Below are 17,933 nucleotides of genomic sequence, written 5' to 3' on the forward strand. Positions count from 1 at the left end.
AAATGTTTGAATTTAAATTATTGAAAGAATCATCTGATTCTAAAGCAAGGCTTGGAAAGATTATAACCAATCACGGTGAAATTGAAACACCTATTTTTATGCCGGTTGGAACACGTGCAACTGTAAAAACAATGACCCCTGAAGAGCTTAAAGATATTGGATCACAGATTATATTATCTAACACATATCATTTATTTTTAAGACCAGGTACCGATATAATTGAAAAAGCTGGTGGACTCCATAAATTTATGAATTGGGATAAGCCAATTCTTACAGATTCAGGTGGATTCCAAGTTTTTAGTTTATCTGATAATAGAAAAATAACAGAAGATGGAGTCGAATTTAGATCTCATATTGATGGGAGTAAAAAGTTTATATCACCAGAAATTTCTATTGATATCCAAAATATCTTGGGTTCAGATATAATTATGGCATTTGATGAATGTGCACCATATCCAGCAAGCCACTACTATATTGAAAATTCCATGAAGAGGACATTGAGATGGGCACAGAGGTGCAAAGAGCACCATAAAAATGTCGATAATCAAACTCTTTTTGGTATTATTCAAGGTGGTATGTATAAGGACATGAGAGAAATATCTGCAAGAGAAATGGTGGACATGGATTTTAAAGGGTATTCTGTTGGTGGATTATCAGTTGGTGAACCAATTGAAATAATGAATGAAGTGCTAGATTTTACTACAGATTTTATGCCAAAGTCTAAACCAAGATATCTAATGGGAGTGGGTAGCCCTGATTATTTATTTGAAGCTGTAGAAAGAGGCATTGATATGGCGGATTGTGTTTTACCTACAAGAATTGCCAGAAATGGTACAGTACTAACTCATAATGGGAAAATGGCTATTAAAAATGCTGTATATAAAGAAGATTTTACTCCTCTTGACCGTGAATGTGACTGTTATACTTGTAGAAATTATTCTAGAGCTTATATAAGGCATCTATTTAACGTAGATGAAATTCTAGGTATGAGACTTGCTACAATTCACAACTTATATTTTCTTTTAAAAATGATGGAAAATATTAGAGAATCCATTAGAGGAGATTATTTCTTAGAATATAAAAATGATTTCTATAAAAAATATGGATATAAATAATAATCTTGTTAAGTTTTGATTTTAACTGTATAATATAAATATGAAAGGGGTTATTTGATGCAAAATTCAACAATGTTAGTTCAATTTCTACCGCTAGTATTGATGTTTGTAATTTTCTACTTCTTTTTAATTAGACCTCAAAAGAAAAAAGAAAATGAGATTAAAGATATGCGTGAAAACTTAAAAGTTGGCGATAAAGTAATGACAATTGGCGGTATAATTGGTAAAATTGTACTTATTAAAGAAGACTATGTAGTTATCGAAAGTTCTAGCAATAATTCAAAACTTGATATTATGAAGTGGGGAATTAGCGGAACATTTAAAGACAAAACTGAACTTAAAGAAGAAAATTAATCGGAGGCAATAATGAAACTTATTAAAACACTAACAAAGAAAAATTTAAAGAAAACCTACGAAAAAGGCGGATGTGGAGAATGTCAAACATCATGTCAATCAGCTTGTAAAACAAGTTGTACTGTAGGTAATCAAAAATGCGAAAATAACGAACAATGATAAAAGGCTTGGCATACAGGCCTTTTTATTTTTATTAGAAATGGTGAAGAAAATGGATAGAATTCATAAATTTTATTTGAATGATAAATATATAGTATTGGATATAGCTAGTGGCTCAGTCCACGTAGTAGATGAAATAGTATATGATTTATTAGATGATTATTTAAATTTAAATAAGACTGAACTAATTGAAAAATACTCTGAAGTGTATGATAAAGAAAAAATAATGACTGCAATCGAAGAGATAGAATACTTAGAAAAAGAAGAATTATTATTTTCTGAAGACGAGCATTTTAAACTTCCACACTATAATCCTCAAAATATTGTAAAAGCTATGTGTTTACATGTTGCACATGATTGTAATCTTAGATGCAAATATTGTTTTGCGTCACAAGGTGACTTTAAAGGTGATAGATCATTGATGGATTTAGAAACAGGAAAGAAAGCACTAGATTTCTTATTGCAAAATTCAGGGAACCGTAGAAATCTTGAAGTTGACTTCTTTGGCGGGGAACCTTTGATGAATTTTGAACTTGTAAAGCAGCTTGTGTCATATGGTAGGGAAGAAGAAAAAAAATACGATAAACATTTTAGATTTACTATAACTACTAATGGAATGCTTTTAAATGACGAGATTGAAGATTTTATTAATGACAATATGGATAATGTTGTTTTATCAATAGATGGTCGGAAAGAGATAAATGATGAGATGCGTCCAACTCGAAATAATAAAGGGTCTTATGACATAATTGTTCCTAAATTTAAAGAATTAATTGAAAAAAGAGGAGATAAAGATTATTTTATAAGAGGTACTTTTACAAATGAAAACTTGGATTTTTCAGAAGATTTAAAAGATTTTTATAATAATGGTTTCAAAAAAACATCAATAGAACCTGTTGTAACTGATGAGAGAGAACCTTATGCAATACGTGAAGAACACCTACAAAAGATACTAGATGAATATGAAAAAATGAGTAAAGATTATATAGAGATTAGAAAAAAAGATAAGGATTTTTCATTCTTTCATTTTATAATCGATTTATCTGGTGGACCTTGTATTGTAAAAAGAACAGTAGGTTGTGGAGCAGGTTCTGAATATATTGCAGTAACTCCTCAAGGAGAAATTTACCCTTGCCATCAATTCGTAGGTGAAAAAGACTTTTTACTTGGTAATGTAAATGATGGTATATTGAATACAAATTTAAGAGATAAATTTAAAAATTCTAATGTGTATTCCAATGAAGATTGTCCAACATGCTGGGCTAGATATTATTGTTCAGGTGGATGCCATGCAAATGCATATTACAGCAATAAAGATTTGTCAAAGCCATATAAAATTGGCTGCGAAATGGAAAAGAAAAGAATTGAATGTGCTATTTCTGTTTTAGCGAATGAATAATTTGTATTGCAACTATTAAAAATATTTAATTTAAAAAGAAGAGTTTTAATGGTTTTAACTCATGGATTTGAATATTATTTTTAAAATGTTTAGAATGTGATTTTTTAATATCCTTTGTATTTTAATTCGTGATTCATATAGTATATAAAATTTCATTTTTTATTTAATAATTGAGCCTAAGGGCTCTTTTTTATTATAGTAGATTAAAATCTTATAGATAAATTTTACCAAAATATTTAAATTTGTTATAATTAGAGTTAAGTATTTAAAAATGGTGATTGATTTGGAAAAATGGTTTATTAAAAATAAAAAAGATCCTAAAATAGATTATTCTAAATTTGGGTTAAATAAAATTTTATATAAAATTTTAATTAATAGAGATATTAAAACAGAAGAAGAATTTAAAAATTATCTTAATCCTAAATTAGATGATTTAAACTCACCAATTTTATTAAAAGATTTAATTAAAGCTTCTAATTTAGTTTTAAAGGCCATAGATAATAATGAAAAAATTCGTATAATTGGTGATTATGATGTCGATGGTGTAACATCTACTTATATTCTTTTCACAGGTTTAAAAAGAATTGGTGGTGATGTTTCATTTGATATTCCGCATAGAGTAATTGATGGATATGGTATTAATAAAAGATTAATTGATGAGTGTGTAAAAGATAATGTTGATTTAATAATTACATGCGATAACGGTATTGCAGCAACAAGTGCGGTTGATTATGCTAAAGATAATAATATAACAGTAGTAATAACAGATCACCATGAAGTCCCTAAGATTTCAAATGAAGGGAAATTTGTTGATATTTTGCCTAATGCAGATGCAATAATAGATCCCAAAAGGGAAGATGATAACTATCCTTTTTCAAACATTTGTGGAGCAGTTGTTGCTTTTAAGTTAATAGAATATTTATTTTTAATGAAAGGTATAGACAAAGAGGAATTTTTCGAAAGATTTTTACCCTTTGCTGCAATAGCAACTGTATGTGATGTTATGCCTCTTAAAGATGAGAATAGAATAATAGTAAAATATGGATTAGGTTATTTAAGAGAAACTAAACATTTTGGATTAAATGCACTTATAGAAGCTGCAAGTATAGACAAAGATACAATTGATATTTATCATATTGGTTTTATTATCGGACCTACATTAAATTCTAGTGGTAGACTTGAATCTGCGAAAGAAGCTATAGATTTATTATTAGAAATCGATTATTCTCAAGCTCTTGAAAAAGCTCAAAAACTTAGAAATTATAACTCAGAGAGGCAAGATTTAACTAACGAAGCACTTGAAATTATAGATAGTATAATAAAAAGAGAAGATTTAATTGATAAATATAATATTTTAATAGTATACGCTCCTAATCTTAATGAATCAATTCTTGGTATAGTAGCGGGAAAAATCAAAGAAAAATATAATAGACCTACTATCGTGTTATCAGACTCTAATAATTTACTAAAAGGATCAGGGAGAAGTATAGAAGAATATGATATGTTTACTGAAATAAGTAAATCTAAAACTCATTTAGAATCTTTCGGTGGACATAAAATGGCTTGTGGTTTGTCGCTTTCTGAAAATAACCTTATGGCTTTTATTGACGATGTTAATAAAAATGAAAATTTGACTTCTGAAGATTTAGTCAAAAAGATTTATATTGATGCACCTTTACCTTTAAAATTTATAAATTTAAATTTTGCACAGGACTTAGAAAAACTTGCACCTTTTGGACAAGATAATCCCAAACCACAATTTGGAGCTAAAAATTTAAAGATAGATAATTTAAGAATTTTTGGCAAAAATAAAAATGTAATTAAAATGAGCTTAATAGACAATAATTCTAGAGCAGAGGCTTTATTATTTGAAGATTCAAAAGTATTTTTAAATAAACTTGCTCGTGTCTATGGAAGAGATCAGGTATTGGATTTATTAAATGGGATAGAAAGTAATATCTATTTAGATATTGTATTTAATATTGGAATAAATGAGTTCAGGGGAAATGTATCAACTGAAATGAGAGTAAAAAGTTACAGAGTTATAGGTGAATAGTATGTTGTTAGATAAATTAATAGAAAAAATAAAATCCTACAATGAAAATGCTGATTTTGAGCTTATAAAAAAAGCATATACATTAGCTGAAGATAAACATAAAGGTCAGAAACGAAATTCTGGGGAAGATTATATAATTCACCCTTTACATGTGGCACTTATTCTTGCTGACATGAATATGGATACCTCTACAATAATTGCAGGTATTTTGCACGATGTTATCGAAGATACTGATGTAACTTATGATTATGTAAAAGAAGAATTTGGAGAAGAGATAGCAGATTTAGTAGATGGAGTAACCAAATTAAAAAAATTAAATTATAAAAATAAAGAAGAAAAGCAGGCTGAAAATATACGTAAAATGGTACTTGCCATGGCCAAAGATATTCGTGTAATTATTGTTAAACTTGCCGATAGATTACACAATATGAGGACATTGGAGTATATGACTGAAAAGAAAAAAATAGAAAAAGCTACTGAAACTGTTGAGATTTATGCTCCAATTGCTGATAGGCTTGGTATGAGTAAAATCAAATGGGAATTAGAAGATTTGTCTCTGCGTTATTTAGACAAAGAGGGATACTATAAGCTTGTTGATATGGTAAGTAAAAGAAGAAACGAGAGAGAAAATCTTATTAACAATCTTATAGATACACTATACAAGCAATTAAATGAAGTGGGTATAGAATGTGAAATAAGCGGACGACCTAAAAACTTTTATTCTATTTATAAAAAAATGAAGAAAAAAGGAAAAGTATTCGACGAAATTTATGATTTATCTGCTATTAGAATTTTAACTAATTCTGTTAAAGATTGTTATGGTGCTCTTGGTGTTGTGCATACATTGTTTAAACCTATCCCTGGCAGATTCAAAGACTATATATCTATGCCAAAACCTAATAAGTATCAATCTCTTCATACAACAGTTATTGACAATAATGGGGAAACATTTGAAGTTCAAATTAGAACTTATGAAATGCATCAAACTGCTGAATATGGTATTGCGGCACATTGGAAATATAAAGCGGGAGTTAATAAGACAACCTCATTTGACGAAAATTTAACTTGGCTAAGGCAATTGCTCGAATGGCAAAAAGATGTCAATGATCCTAATGATTTTATGGATACTTTGAAAATTGATTTCTTCGCGGATGAAGTTTTTGTATTCACACCAAGTGGAGATGTGCTAAATTTACCAGAAGGTTCAACACCAATAGACTTTGCATATAGAATTCATACTCAAGTTGGTAATACTTGTGTTGGTGCAAAAATAAATGGAAGGATTGTTCCATTAACTTATAAATTAAAAAGTGGAAATATAGTAGAAGTAATAACTAATCCAAATTCAGGCCCTTCACTTGATTGGCTTAAAATAGTTAAAAGTCCTCAGGCTAGAAAGAAAATCTCACAATATTTCAAAGTTCGAGATAGAGACAAACATATTGAAAGAGGAAGAGATATAATTGAAAAAGAAGCCAAAAAACAAGGTTATCAGGTTTACACGATAGTAAAAGATGAATGGCTTGAAGAAGTAAGATCAAAGATGAATTTTAGTTCTATTGATGATTTATACGCCGCACTTGGTTTCGGTACAATAACTATCAATCAAATTTTTGCTAAATTAACAGATATTTACAATAGACATAATAAAAAAGATGACCAGGTAAAAACTACCGATAACTTTGCAAGAAGAAGACAAAGTAACCAAGGAATTGAAGTAAAGGGCGTAGATGGAGTAAATGTTAGAATTGCAAAATGTTGTACCCCAGTTCCTGGTGATGATATTATAGGTTATATAACTATTGGACGAGGTATTTCTATTCATCGCAAGGATTGTCAGAATATTATTAACAATACTGACCCTTCAAGACTTGTAGAAGTAAAATGGCAGAAAACAGAATCTGCAAGTTACAATGCTTCATTAGAGATAAGAGCTTTAGATAAGTCTAATGTTATAGGTGATGTTGCAACTAGAGTTTCAGATTCAAAATTAAATATAACTTATCTAAATGCAAAAACAGTCAAAAGCGGAGATGCAATTATTAATATAACAGTAGAGATAACTGATACTAGCGAACTCGAAAGATTGATAGAAAAATTAAAACGTTTGGAAAATGTTATAGATGTTTATCGTATAAAGGCGTGATTAAATGAGAGCAGTAGTTCAGAGAGTAAAAAAATCAAAAGTAACAGTAGAAAAAAAGGTAGTTGGTGAAATTTCAAAAGGTCTTATGGTACTTTTGGGTATAGAAGCACATGACAGTGAAGAAGACTTAAATTATATTATAAAAAAAGTTACGAAGTTGCGAGTTTTTGATGATGAAGAAGGTATTATGAATAAGTCTCTTATAGACTGTGGATACGAACTCCTTGTTGTAAGTCAGTTTACACTTTATGGAGATGTTAGAAAAGGAAATAGACCTAGTTATACAAGAGCAGCTAAATTTGAAGACGGAATAGATCTTTATGAAAAATTCATTAAGAAAGTACAAAATTTAGGTATAAAAGTTAGCCATGGTGAATATGGAGCTGATATGGATGTAGACATACTAAATGATGGACCAGTAACTATACTTTTAGACTCAAATAAGGAATTTTAGGTGAATTATGAAAGAGAAGATTATAAAACTAGTTGTCGGATTACTACAAGAAAATTGTTTTATATTATATGACAATAAAAAAAATGCTTTTATAGTAGATCCAGGCGGTTCTAGTGATATGATAATTGATACAATTGAAGATAATAATTTAAATATAAAGTTTATTTTATTAACTCACGGTCACGCAGACCATGTCGGAGCAGTAGCTAAGCTTAAAAAGAAATATAATGTAGAAGTATATATGTCAAAAAAAGATAAAGACTTTTTAGAATCGCCAGAAACAATGAGATCGTCATCTTTTGGGCTTGAGGTAGAACCTGCAAAAGTAGATTTATTTGTTAATGAAAATTCTGAAATTTATTTTGGTGATACTTCAATAAAAGTTATTGAAACACCAGGACATACACTAGGATCTGTTTGTTATTTATATAATAATATATTATTTTCCGGAGATACATTGTTTAACGGTTCAATTGGTAGGACAGATTTTCCAGAATCAGATCATCAAAAAATGTTAAAATCACTTAAGAAATTAACTCAATTAGATGATGAAATATTTGTTTTGTCTGGACATGGGCCAGAAACTCAAATTAAAAATGAAAAATTAAATAATCCATTTTTAAAAACATTATGATTACAGTTAATGCAGAAAAGGAGTTTTTAAGAAAATCATTATTTGAGTTTTTGAGGATGAAATTTCCAGATTATATAAGTAACGGAATTTTGAAGCTTGATGTCATAAATGATAATTTAGATAATTGGTACATTTTTTTAAAACTAGATGATAATGAATTTATAGATTCTTTTGTTTATAAAAATAATCGAAATATCCATTTTGAAATAAAGAGGAGAATTTTTGACAAGTTTTCTACAAATTGTGAATTTGATAAAAGTTATGGGATTCTTACAGGTGTAAGGCCCTCTAAACTTTCTGCTAAAATCTTTTCTAAAAATTCTTTGGAAAAATCTATTGAATTTTTGGATAAGGAGTATAGAATTCCTGTACGCGATTCAAAATTCTTATATGAAATATTTATAAATCAACATAGATGTAAAGATACATTTTCAAAAGAGAATTACAATATTTATGTAAATATTCCATTTTGCCCATCTAGATGTTCTTATTGTTCTTTTGATACTGCAATTTATAACAAACAAAAAGCAACTAAATATGTCAATTCATTATTAGATGAAATATCTATGTATGAGAATAATTTTAGTGGAGTGCCTCATTCAATTTATATAGGTGGAGGGACCCCTTCTATTCTAGAGGTAAGTGACTTAGAAAAAATTTTAAAATTATTACAAAATAAGTTTGGTATTCCTAAAGAATTCACTGTTGAATGCGGTAGAATTGACACCTTGTCAATTTCACTTCTTGAAATGTTAAAATCTTATAGCGTGAATAGAATTTCATTAAATCCACAAAGTTTTAATGAAAAAGTTGTGAATGATTTAAATAGAAATTCAAATATAGATATACAAAAATGGTTTGATATAGCAAAAAAAATTGGCTTTGATATAATTAATATGGATTTAATTTTAGGTCTTCCTGGTGAAGAAATATATAGTATATTAGAATCTGTAAAAAAAGCTATAGAAATAGCTCCTGATAATATTACAATTCATACATTAGCTTTAAAAAATGGTTCTAAATTGTATGAAAATGGTTATATCAATAAATATGATTACAAAAATTTATTAGATAAAACAAAATTAATGATGAAGGGTTCTGGTTATCAACCTTATTATATGTATCGTCAGAAAAAAAGTGTTATGAATTCTGAGAATATAGGATATTCCCTTCCTAATAAAAATTCAATTTATAATATTGTAATGATGGATGAAGTAGAAAATATATTAGGTTTTGGAGCTGGGGCAAGTACTAAAATTTTAGATAAAAATGATAAATTCCTAAGAAATGTTAATACTAAAAATTTAACAGAATATATAAATATGAGGGGATAAAATTTGAAATTAGCAGAAATGATTAAAAATGTAGCCATTGAAGATACAAATTTTGATTTGGATTTGCATTTAGATGATGATTATGAAACAGTAACTCACCATACAGATGATGTAATTGATAATTCAATTTTTGTTGCAATAAAGGGTTATGTAACTGATGGTCATAAATTTATAGAAAAGGCAAAAAACAAAGGTGCAAAACTATCCGTTGTTGAAGAATTTCAAGATATTGATATACCACAAATTAAAGTTTTAAATACGAGAATAGCTTTAGCTGATATATCTAATAATTATTATGATAAACCATCTAAAAAATTGAATATGATAGGTATAACTGCCACTAACGGAAAAACGACAACAGCCTTTATGGTACAAAAAGTTTTAGAAGAGGATAATAGAACTACTGGGATAATTGGAACAGTTTTTACAAAATATAGTGACGTAATGGTTCCATCTATTTTAACAACTCCAGAATCTGTAGTCCTTCAGAAATATTTAAATGAAATGTACGATAAAGGCATTACGGATGTGGTTATGGAAGTGTCTTCATCAGCACAAGAACTTTATAGAAATAAAAATATTGATTTTGATTTTGTCACTTTTAATAACTTAGGTAGAGAACATATTGATCAACATGGAAGTTTCGAGAATTATTTTAGGTATAAGTCAAGATTAATTAGAAATGCAAGAGAAGATGCAATTGCTGTTTTAAACTTTGATAATAAAATGATAGCTGATTTATCAAATAAAACGCAAGCACATGTATTAAGCTATTCGCTTAAAAATTTAAATAGAGATTTTGGTATTAGCGATTTAGATCTTACAACTGGTAAAGGAAATTTTATTTTTCATATTAACCATGACATAGAAATCAAAGACGTAATCATTAAAAAAAATTCTTTTAATATTGAATTAGGAACAGTTGGATATTCTTCTGTAATGAATTCAATAGTAGCGATTATAATTGGGCTATGCTTAGAAATTCCAGTTGGTACAATACAAAGAGCCTTGAAAAATTTTGCAGGTGTAGAGAGAAGATTCGAATTAATTTATGATGAAAAGTTTAAAATTTTAGATGACCATTTTGCAAATGAAAAAAATATTGATGCTACAATGAAAACTCTAAAGGAAATGAAATATAACAATTTAAACATTTTATATGCAATTAGAGGAAATCGTGGAGTTGAAGTTAATAAAGAAATTACAGAAAAATTAGTCTATTGGATAGACAAATTAAAACCAGAAAAATTCTGTGCTACTTTATCAAAAGATGTTGTCACTTGGAAAGATGAGGTATCAGAGGCAGAATTAAATATTTTCAAAAAAATCTTAAAAGAAAATGGTATAGAATGTAAAATCTTTGATACATTGGAAGAAGCTGTTAATGATTCTATAAATTTTTTAAAAAAAGATGATATTCTATTATTAGCTGGTTGTCAAGGAATGGATAAAGGTGCACAATATGTAAAAGATAGATTGCTAAACGATAATCTGGTGACAGATGTTTGTGAGTTTTCTAAAAGAATAGATGGAAGAATTTGTTAATATTGATATTTACACCTATTTGATTTATAATATTATATATTTTGATAAGTAAAATCCTTTATTTAAGGAGTTTTAAACTATAATATTAATAGTATTTTCTATACATCGCCACAGGTGTTCATAAGAAAGCTCCAATCCATGTGGATTGGAGCTTAAATTTTGAGGAGGAAATTATGACAGAAAATATGGGGAACCTAAAAAGATCAATGTATTGCAATGAGATTTCAGAAACTAATATTTCTGAAGAAGTTACTTTAATGGGCTGGGTAGCAAAACAAAGATCATTGGGTTCAATTGTTTTCATTGATTTGAGAGATAGAACAGGCATTGCACAAATCGTATTTGATGACTCTTTTGGCAAAGAATTACTAGAAAAAGCAAGCCATGTAAGAGGAGAATATGTAATTGCAATTAGAGGTAAAGTTCGTGCTAGATCCTCAGTAAATGAAAATATAGATACTGGTAAGGTTGAAGTTTTAGGCGAAGAGTTGAGAATATTAAGTGAATCTGATGTTCCACCAATTTATATTAAAGACAATGATAATGTATCTGAAAATATGAGATTAAAAAACAGAGCATTAGATTTGAGAAAGCCAAGTATGCAAAAAAATCTTAAAATTCGTTCTGAAATCTATAAAATTACGCGAGACTTTTTTTATGATAATGGATTTATAGAAGTAGAAACACCAATGCTAACTAAACCAACTCCCGAAGGAGCGAGAGACTATTTAGTTCCAAGTAGAGTTAATCCAGGTAAGTTTTATGCTCTTCCTCAGTCTCCACAATTAATGAAACAATTGTTGATGGTGGCTGGATTGGATAGATATATTCAAATTACAAAATGTTTTAGAGATGAAGACTTAAGAGCTAATAGACAACCAGAATTTACACAAATTGATTTAGAAATGTCTTTTGTAACTGAAGAAGAAGTTATGGATATCAATGAAAGATTTTTACAAAAATTGTTCAAACAATTATTGGATAAAGATATTGAACTTCCAATTCAAAGGATGGAATATATAGAAGCTATGGATAGATTTGGAGTGGATAAACCAGATTTACGTTTTGGTATGGAGTTAAAAGATATTTCTGAAATTGTTAAGGACTGCGGATTTAAAGTTTTTGAAAATAATGTTTCTGATGGTAAAAGTGTTCGTGGTATTAAAGTTGATGGTGGAGCAGATTCTTATTCTAAAAAGCAAATTAAGAAACTAGAATCTTTTGTCAAAGATTATAAGGCTATGGGACTAAGTTGGATTAAATACACCGATGAAATTGATTCTCCAATTTCCAAATTCATTTCAGAAGATAAAATGAATGCAATTATACAAGCTTTTGATGCTAAAAAGGGAGATTTGATTTTAATATTAGCCGACAAGAACTCAGTAGTTTTTAGCGGTTTAGGTAATTTAAGAAATAAAATTGCAAGAGACCTTAATCTTATAGCTGAAGATGATTTCAAACTAGTGTGGATAACTAAATTCCCATTATTTGAATTTGATGAAGATGAGAATAGATACGTTGCAAAACATCATCCATTTACTAGTCCTTTAGACGAAGATATTGATAAACTTGAAGATGATAAAGAAAACGCTAGAGCCAAAGCTTATGATATTGTAATAAATGGTGATGAAATAGGTGGAGGTAGTATAAGAATTAACGACCCCGAAGTACAAAATAAAATGTTTAAGGCTTTAGGTTTAGATTCAGATGAAGCTACTGAAAAGTTTGGATTCTTATTAGATGCTTTTAAATATGGAGCACCACCTCATGGCGGATTAGCTTTTGGATTAGATAGATTGGTTATGTTATTTACTAAAGCAGAAAGTATCAGAGACGTTATAGCTTTTCCTAAGACTCAACAAGCAACTTGTTTGTTAACTGGTGCACCAACTGAGCTTTCAGAACAACAACTTGAAGAAGTACACATTTCTGTTATTGAAGAAAATTAAGGTGATGACATGGAAAGCCTAGGCATTGTGAGAAAAACAATAGATGATATAATTGTCGTTGAATTTATGAGAAAAAGTGCCTGCGGTGATAGTTGCGAATCATGCAGCGCTAAATGTGCAGAGTCCAAATTAGAATATTTAGAATTTAAAAATACTATATCAGCCAAGGTGGGGGATATAGTTAAGCTAAATGTAAATAAAAAGGCTATATTTAATTATAAATTGCTAGTTTACGGCCTTCCTATGATATTTTTAATGCTTGGAATAACTATATCAAATTTGTTATTAAATAAAAATCAAATTAATAACTCTGATATACTATCTCTAATCTTTGGAATGTTATCAATGGGTTGTTCATATTTAATTATCAAAAAAATAGATAATAAATTTAAATATAATTCTACAAATCTAATGATTATAGAAAAAATGTAGGTGAATTATGACTAATAAAAGATGGGAGAAAGTAGTATTTGTTTTTTCTATCATTCTACTACTTTTTTCGCTAGCCTTTTTTCTTTATACAAAATTTAATTTGAAGTATTCAAATAAATTAAATAAAGAAAACGACATAATCAAATCACAAATTTTAAAAATAAATCAGAATATTAATAATCTGGAAGCAGAATTATCAAATGTAGAAATTGAATTAAATCAAAAGTCTCTAGATTTTTATGAAAATTATGGTTACCAATTTGATGGAAATAGAGAAGATGAGATTAAAAATATTATTTCAAATCTTAACACTGAAAATGATAAAATTTTAATGGAAATGACTCAACTAATTAAGGATAATTCGAATTATTTTACATCAAATATATATTCCGATGAAAGATATGATCAATCCGTCGATTTGTTTTTTAATTTATCAAATGATAATAATTTGGAAAGATATCAAAATTTGTACGAAGAGCTTTCAATATCTCAATTAACATCAAATGCTGATGGATTTATAGGATATTTAAGAAATAGAAATAGTGAATCAAAAGAATTAAATGTTTTACTATACTATTTATCTGTATATGGTTTTAAATTGAACAATTTTTCTAATAATTCATACAAAAGTTTAGGAGATGTTTATTCAGATTTAAATAGTTATTATGAAATAATTTCTGAAATAGAAAAACTCGGTTATTCAACAGGTGATTTAAATTCAACTCATTTGCTTAAAGTAAAAGATTCATTTAATGAGCTTTTAATTCCTTTTTATAAAAATAGAGGGTTAATTAAATCATTAGAAAAAGGTGGTAAAATTGAAGTACAAAAATAGATTTCTAATATCTTTAATTTTTATTATTATTTCATTTGTTTTAACTTTTTTTGCTATAAATGATGGTAAAAAAATTAATAAATCATATTTGCAGCTTTCTAGTGATAATTCGAATTTAAAAGAAAAACTTGACGATTCACAAAAAACACAAAAATCTTTAGATGAAGAAATTAATTCAAAAAAATCGAAAATTGAAGGTATAGATAATGAGTCAAATAAATTTGGTGTAATGTCAGCCAAAAAAGATGAGATTATGAGAATGAAAGAAGAATTGTTAAATACACATATGGCTTTTCAGAATAATAATTTTGACTTTTACTATTCACATAATAATTCTAATAATGCTCTCACACCACTAAATGGTATTTTTTTTGACGAAGCTTTAAAAAATGAAGATAGAATAGATAATTTAACAGTATTACCAATAATTATAAATTCTTATACTAATGAATACCTTAATTATGAAATTTCTAGGAACAATTTTAAAGTAATACAAAATTTAGGAATTCTGGATTACGTCGAAAATGGTGACAACTATTTAGCAAAATCTATATTGCTGAATGATAGTTCTAATTCAGATATTTTAAAAAAAAGAAATAGTTATTTAATTTTACTTAATAGCCGATACTTAAATGCTTATAGGAATATTTATGAAGAAGTTACAAGTTCACAAATTTTTATTAATAATAGCAAAGATTATTTAAATCATAATTTAAAAGACTCTACAGTTCCAATTGAAGAGAAAGATAAGAAAAAAATTGATGTTTTAAACGCTTTTTGTATTGATTTATTAAATTCTTCTTCTAATCAATTGAGTGATTTTAGTATTACTGAAAGTAACGGTTTTAAACAATTTAAAAGAAATGATTTTGTCTTAATGACAGAAAAAGTTGATGATAAATTAATAAATGTTAATTTCTTTAATGAAGAATGCGGATCAATTTATGAAGTCAATGACAAAATGGATTAATACATTTTAGTTTATTGGGGAGAAACATGAAAGATAATTTAATCAAAATTAATTATAATAATAAAGAAATAATTTTAATACCAACAGCCCATGTCTCAGTTGAAAGTGTAGAGCTTGTAAAAAAAACAATAGAGACTCAAAAACCTGACTCTGTATGCATTGAACTCGATGAAGGACGTTATAAAAATCTTTTGAATCCTGAAGCTTGGAAAAGTACAAATATTATAGATGTCATTAAACAAAAAAAAGTTGCAATGTTAATAGCTAATCTGATTTTAAGTTCTTATCAAAAAAATATAGCAAAAAAATTAAAAACGAAACCTGGCCAAGAGATGATACAAGGTATGGACTCAGCAAATAAAGTTGGAGCAGAACTTATTTTAGCTGACAGAAATATCCAAACAACTTTTATGAGAATATGGCGAAAAATGGGTTTTTTTGAAAAAATGAAAGTACTAGCTTCGCTATTATTTGCAAATGATGAAGATGATATTTCAGAAGAGGATTTGTCAAATTTGATTGAAAGAAGTAATTTAGAAAATGTAATTGGAGATTTAGGTAATTCATATCCACAAATTGCAGAAACCCTTCTTCATGAAAGAGATGAATATTTAGCATATAACATAAAAAATGCGCCTGGTGATAAAATTGTTGCTGTGTTAGGGGCAGCTCATACACCAGGAATTGAAAAAGAGATTTTTAAAGAGCAAAATATATCTGAATTGGACAAAATTCCTGAAAAAAGTTTTTCAGGTAAAATTATTCCGTGGATTATACCAGTACTAATTATTGGTCTAATTATTTATTCATTTTATCAAAGTATTGGAGCTGGAATGACACAAATAAAATCTTGGTTTATTTTCAATTCTTTATTTGCAGCTGGTTTTACGGCTCTAAGTTTAGCCCACCCTTTGAGCATACTAACTTCATTTATCGTCGCTCCGTTTACTTCTGTAAATCCTTTATTAGCTTGTGGATGGTTTGCTGGACTGGTTGAAGCTACTTTGAGAAAACCTACTGTTGAAGATGTCAACAAAATACCAGAGGATATTTTTAAATTAAAATCTTGGTTGAAGAATAAATTTTTGAAAGCTCTCTTAGTTGTTATTATGGCAAATATTGGTTCGTCTATTGGCACTCTAATTGCTGGAACTAAAATTGTTCAAAATATTTTATAGAAATAGATTTCTATGAAATATTTATTAAATATAAACTAGTTGTATATAATTAATAATCATATACATTCAAAACAATAGAGATTTTCATAATTATTATTTAAAAAAATAAAATTATATTAATATTTAAAAAAGGACTTTAGTTTATCTAGGGTCCCTTTTTGTTTTAATAATTTGTCTAATAAGCCGAAAAGTAGCTTGAGAAGATATAATTCCTAAAGCGAGTGCAGTTGTAGTTAGCACTGTATTAATTAATGAGGTAGTCATCATATTGTAATTTGAATCTATAAAATAATACATTATATAATACATTCCTGCACCAGGGACTAAAGGTATTAAACATGGCAATGAAAATACAGTTGCTGGTTTTTTATAATAAATTGCAAGAATTTCAGAGCATAAGCCTATTAAGATTGAAGCTATTAAACCAGAAATAATATAATTATTTGTATCATTGAGCAGAAACTCATATATTACCCATATAACACCGCTAAGACATGAAGTAACAGTTCGTACCTTATAAGGCAATTTAAAATAAATTGTAAAACCGTATGTAGCAAAGGCAGCAATAATAAATTGAAAAATATATTTCATAATATATACTCCATAATTTTTAGTCCAAGTCCTACTCCAAAAGCAATAGCTAAAGCGATAAAAAAAGCTTTAATCATTGTAATCGCTCCTGTGATAAATTCACCACTCATAATATCTCTAACTGAGTTTGTGATTGCAACTCCTGGAACTAGAAGCATAATATCACCAATTATTATATGATCTATATTTTTTCCGATATTCGAATTTACAGAAATAATAGCTAATAATGAAATTATAAAAGCGGAAACAATATTATTTATAAAAAAAGAAAGTTTATATTCAGCCAATTTATCTAAGAAACCTGCAATAAAAAAACCTATAAATAAACTTGCAACAAAATCATTTAGGCCACCACCAAAAAGTACTGTAAAAAAAGCTGAAGCAATAGCAGCACCTATATGTAGGTTTAGAGCCTTATCCGCAGTTACATCAATATCATTTAATATTTCATAAGACTCTAAAATGGAGAAATCACTTGATACAAATTTACGTGAAAAAGAATTAACTCTGTCAATTTTATATAAATTTGTATCAGAGACAGTTATTTTTCTGAAATTACTTATTGTTTCTCCTTCATACTCGATTGTCAAAAAGATTGCAGAAGGAAGTGCATAGGCAGAAACACGAGAAATATTAGAGACCGAGCGACACATTCTTTCAACTGTATCCTCTGCACGATAACTCTCTGCTCCATTTTGTATTAATAAAGCTCCAGCATATAAAGATAAATTCATGAGATCCTTTGCTTCCTTGAGGTTATTTATTACCTTTGACATATT

Annotated in this window: 17 protein-coding genes; 15 read left to right on the forward strand and 2 right to left on the reverse strand. The window is 28.0% G+C overall.

The genetic code is table 11. The features are described from left to right. Positions 1-2 precede the first annotated feature (2 nt). The 15 genes from tgt (at position 3) to ABID14_RS00275 (ending at position 16,563) form a co-directional block, all read left to right on the forward strand. Positions 3-1,115 (forward strand): tRNA guanosine(34) transglycosylase Tgt, encoded by a 1,113-nt coding sequence (gene tgt / locus ABID14_RS00205; protein ID WP_354366427.1) that lies wholly within the window; start codon positions 3-5, stop codon positions 1,113-1,115. A gap of 57 nt (positions 1,116-1,172) precedes the next feature. Continuing rightward, complete coding sequence (gene yajC / locus ABID14_RS00210) at positions 1,173-1,469, forward strand: preprotein translocase subunit YajC (RefSeq protein WP_354366429.1); 297 nt, start codon at positions 1,173-1,175, stop codon at positions 1,467-1,469. 12 nt (positions 1,470-1,481) lie between these two features. Then, a complete protein-coding gene (scfA, locus tag ABID14_RS00215) occupies positions 1,482-1,628 on the forward strand; it encodes a six-cysteine ranthipeptide SCIFF (protein ID WP_354366431.1) in 147 nt (48 codons plus the stop codon). 52 nt (positions 1,629-1,680) lie between these two features. Continuing rightward, positions 1,681-3,027: a thioether cross-link-forming SCIFF peptide maturase gene (gene scfB / locus ABID14_RS00220; RefSeq protein ID WP_354366433.1), complete on the forward strand. Its 1,347-nt coding sequence runs from the start codon at positions 1,681-1,683 to the stop codon at positions 3,025-3,027. A 283-nt stretch (positions 3,028-3,310) separates the two neighbouring features. Beyond that, the gene (gene recJ, locus ABID14_RS00225; protein ID WP_354366435.1) at positions 3,311-5,083 is read left to right on the forward strand and encodes a single-stranded-DNA-specific exonuclease RecJ; all 1,773 of its coding nucleotides are present in this window, start codon (positions 3,311-3,313) and stop codon (positions 5,081-5,083) included. Position 5,084: 1 nt separating this feature from the next. Next, entirely contained in the window at positions 5,085-7,229 is a 2,145-nt protein-coding gene (locus tag ABID14_RS00230; RefSeq protein WP_354366437.1) for a RelA/SpoT family protein, read from the forward strand. A gap of 4 nt (positions 7,230-7,233) precedes the next feature. Then, positions 7,234-7,683, forward strand: a complete 450-nt coding sequence (gene dtd / locus ABID14_RS00235; RefSeq protein ID WP_354366438.1) for a D-aminoacyl-tRNA deacylase — start codon at positions 7,234-7,236, stop codon at positions 7,681-7,683. A gap of 7 nt (positions 7,684-7,690) precedes the next feature. Continuing rightward, complete coding sequence (locus ABID14_RS00240; protein ID WP_354366439.1) at positions 7,691-8,317, forward strand: MBL fold metallo-hydrolase; 627 nt, start codon at positions 7,691-7,693, stop codon at positions 8,315-8,317. Then, positions 8,314-9,651: a coproporphyrinogen dehydrogenase HemZ gene (gene hemZ / locus ABID14_RS00245; RefSeq protein ID WP_354366440.1), complete on the forward strand. Its 1,338-nt coding sequence runs from the start codon at positions 8,314-8,316 to the stop codon at positions 9,649-9,651. The genes ABID14_RS00240 and hemZ overlap by 4 nt, the downstream gene beginning before the upstream one ends. Before the next feature lie 3 nt (positions 9,652-9,654). Further along, the gene (locus ABID14_RS00250; protein WP_354366441.1) at positions 9,655-11,196 is read left to right on the forward strand and encodes a Mur ligase family protein; all 1,542 of its coding nucleotides are present in this window, start codon (positions 9,655-9,657) and stop codon (positions 11,194-11,196) included. Between the two features lie 173 nt (positions 11,197-11,369). Continuing rightward, positions 11,370-13,148, forward strand: a complete 1,779-nt coding sequence (aspS, locus tag ABID14_RS00255; RefSeq protein ID WP_354366442.1) for an aspartate--tRNA ligase — start codon at positions 11,370-11,372, stop codon at positions 13,146-13,148. Between the two features lie 9 nt (positions 13,149-13,157). Beyond that, on the forward strand, positions 13,158-13,580 hold the full coding sequence (locus ABID14_RS00260; protein ID WP_354366443.1) for a SoxR reducing system RseC family protein: 423 nt from the start codon (positions 13,158-13,160) through the stop codon (positions 13,578-13,580). A gap of 100 nt (positions 13,581-13,680) precedes the next feature. Then, a complete protein-coding gene (locus ABID14_RS00265; RefSeq protein ID WP_354366444.1) occupies positions 13,681-14,415 on the forward strand; it encodes a hypothetical protein in 735 nt (244 codons plus the stop codon). Next, on the forward strand, positions 14,399-15,385 hold the full coding sequence (locus ABID14_RS00270) for a hypothetical protein (protein WP_354366445.1): 987 nt from the start codon (positions 14,399-14,401) through the stop codon (positions 15,383-15,385). The genes ABID14_RS00265 and ABID14_RS00270 overlap by 17 nt, the downstream gene beginning before the upstream one ends. Positions 15,386-15,411: 26 nt before the next feature. Beyond that, positions 15,412-16,563: a TraB/GumN family protein gene (locus tag ABID14_RS00275; protein ID WP_354366446.1), complete on the forward strand. Its 1,152-nt coding sequence runs from the start codon at positions 15,412-15,414 to the stop codon at positions 16,561-16,563. Between the two features lie 141 nt (positions 16,564-16,704). Here the strand turns inward: ABID14_RS00275 and ABID14_RS00280 are convergent, their stop codons facing one another. Then, entirely contained in the window at positions 16,705-17,154 is a 450-nt protein-coding gene (locus ABID14_RS00280) for a threonine/serine exporter family protein (RefSeq protein ID WP_354366447.1), read from the reverse strand. Beyond that, the gene (locus ABID14_RS00285; protein ID WP_354366448.1) at positions 17,151-17,930 is read right to left on the reverse strand and encodes a threonine/serine exporter family protein; all 780 of its coding nucleotides are present in this window, start codon (positions 17,928-17,930) and stop codon (positions 17,151-17,153) included. Before ABID14_RS00285 ends, ABID14_RS00280 begins: the two co-directional genes overlap by 4 nt. Between the last annotated feature and the right edge of the window lie 3 nt (positions 17,931-17,933).

The organism is Peptoniphilus olsenii (assembly GCF_040545475.1).
Lineage (GTDB): Bacteria > Bacillota > Clostridia > Tissierellales > Peptoniphilaceae > Peptoniphilus_A > Peptoniphilus_A olsenii.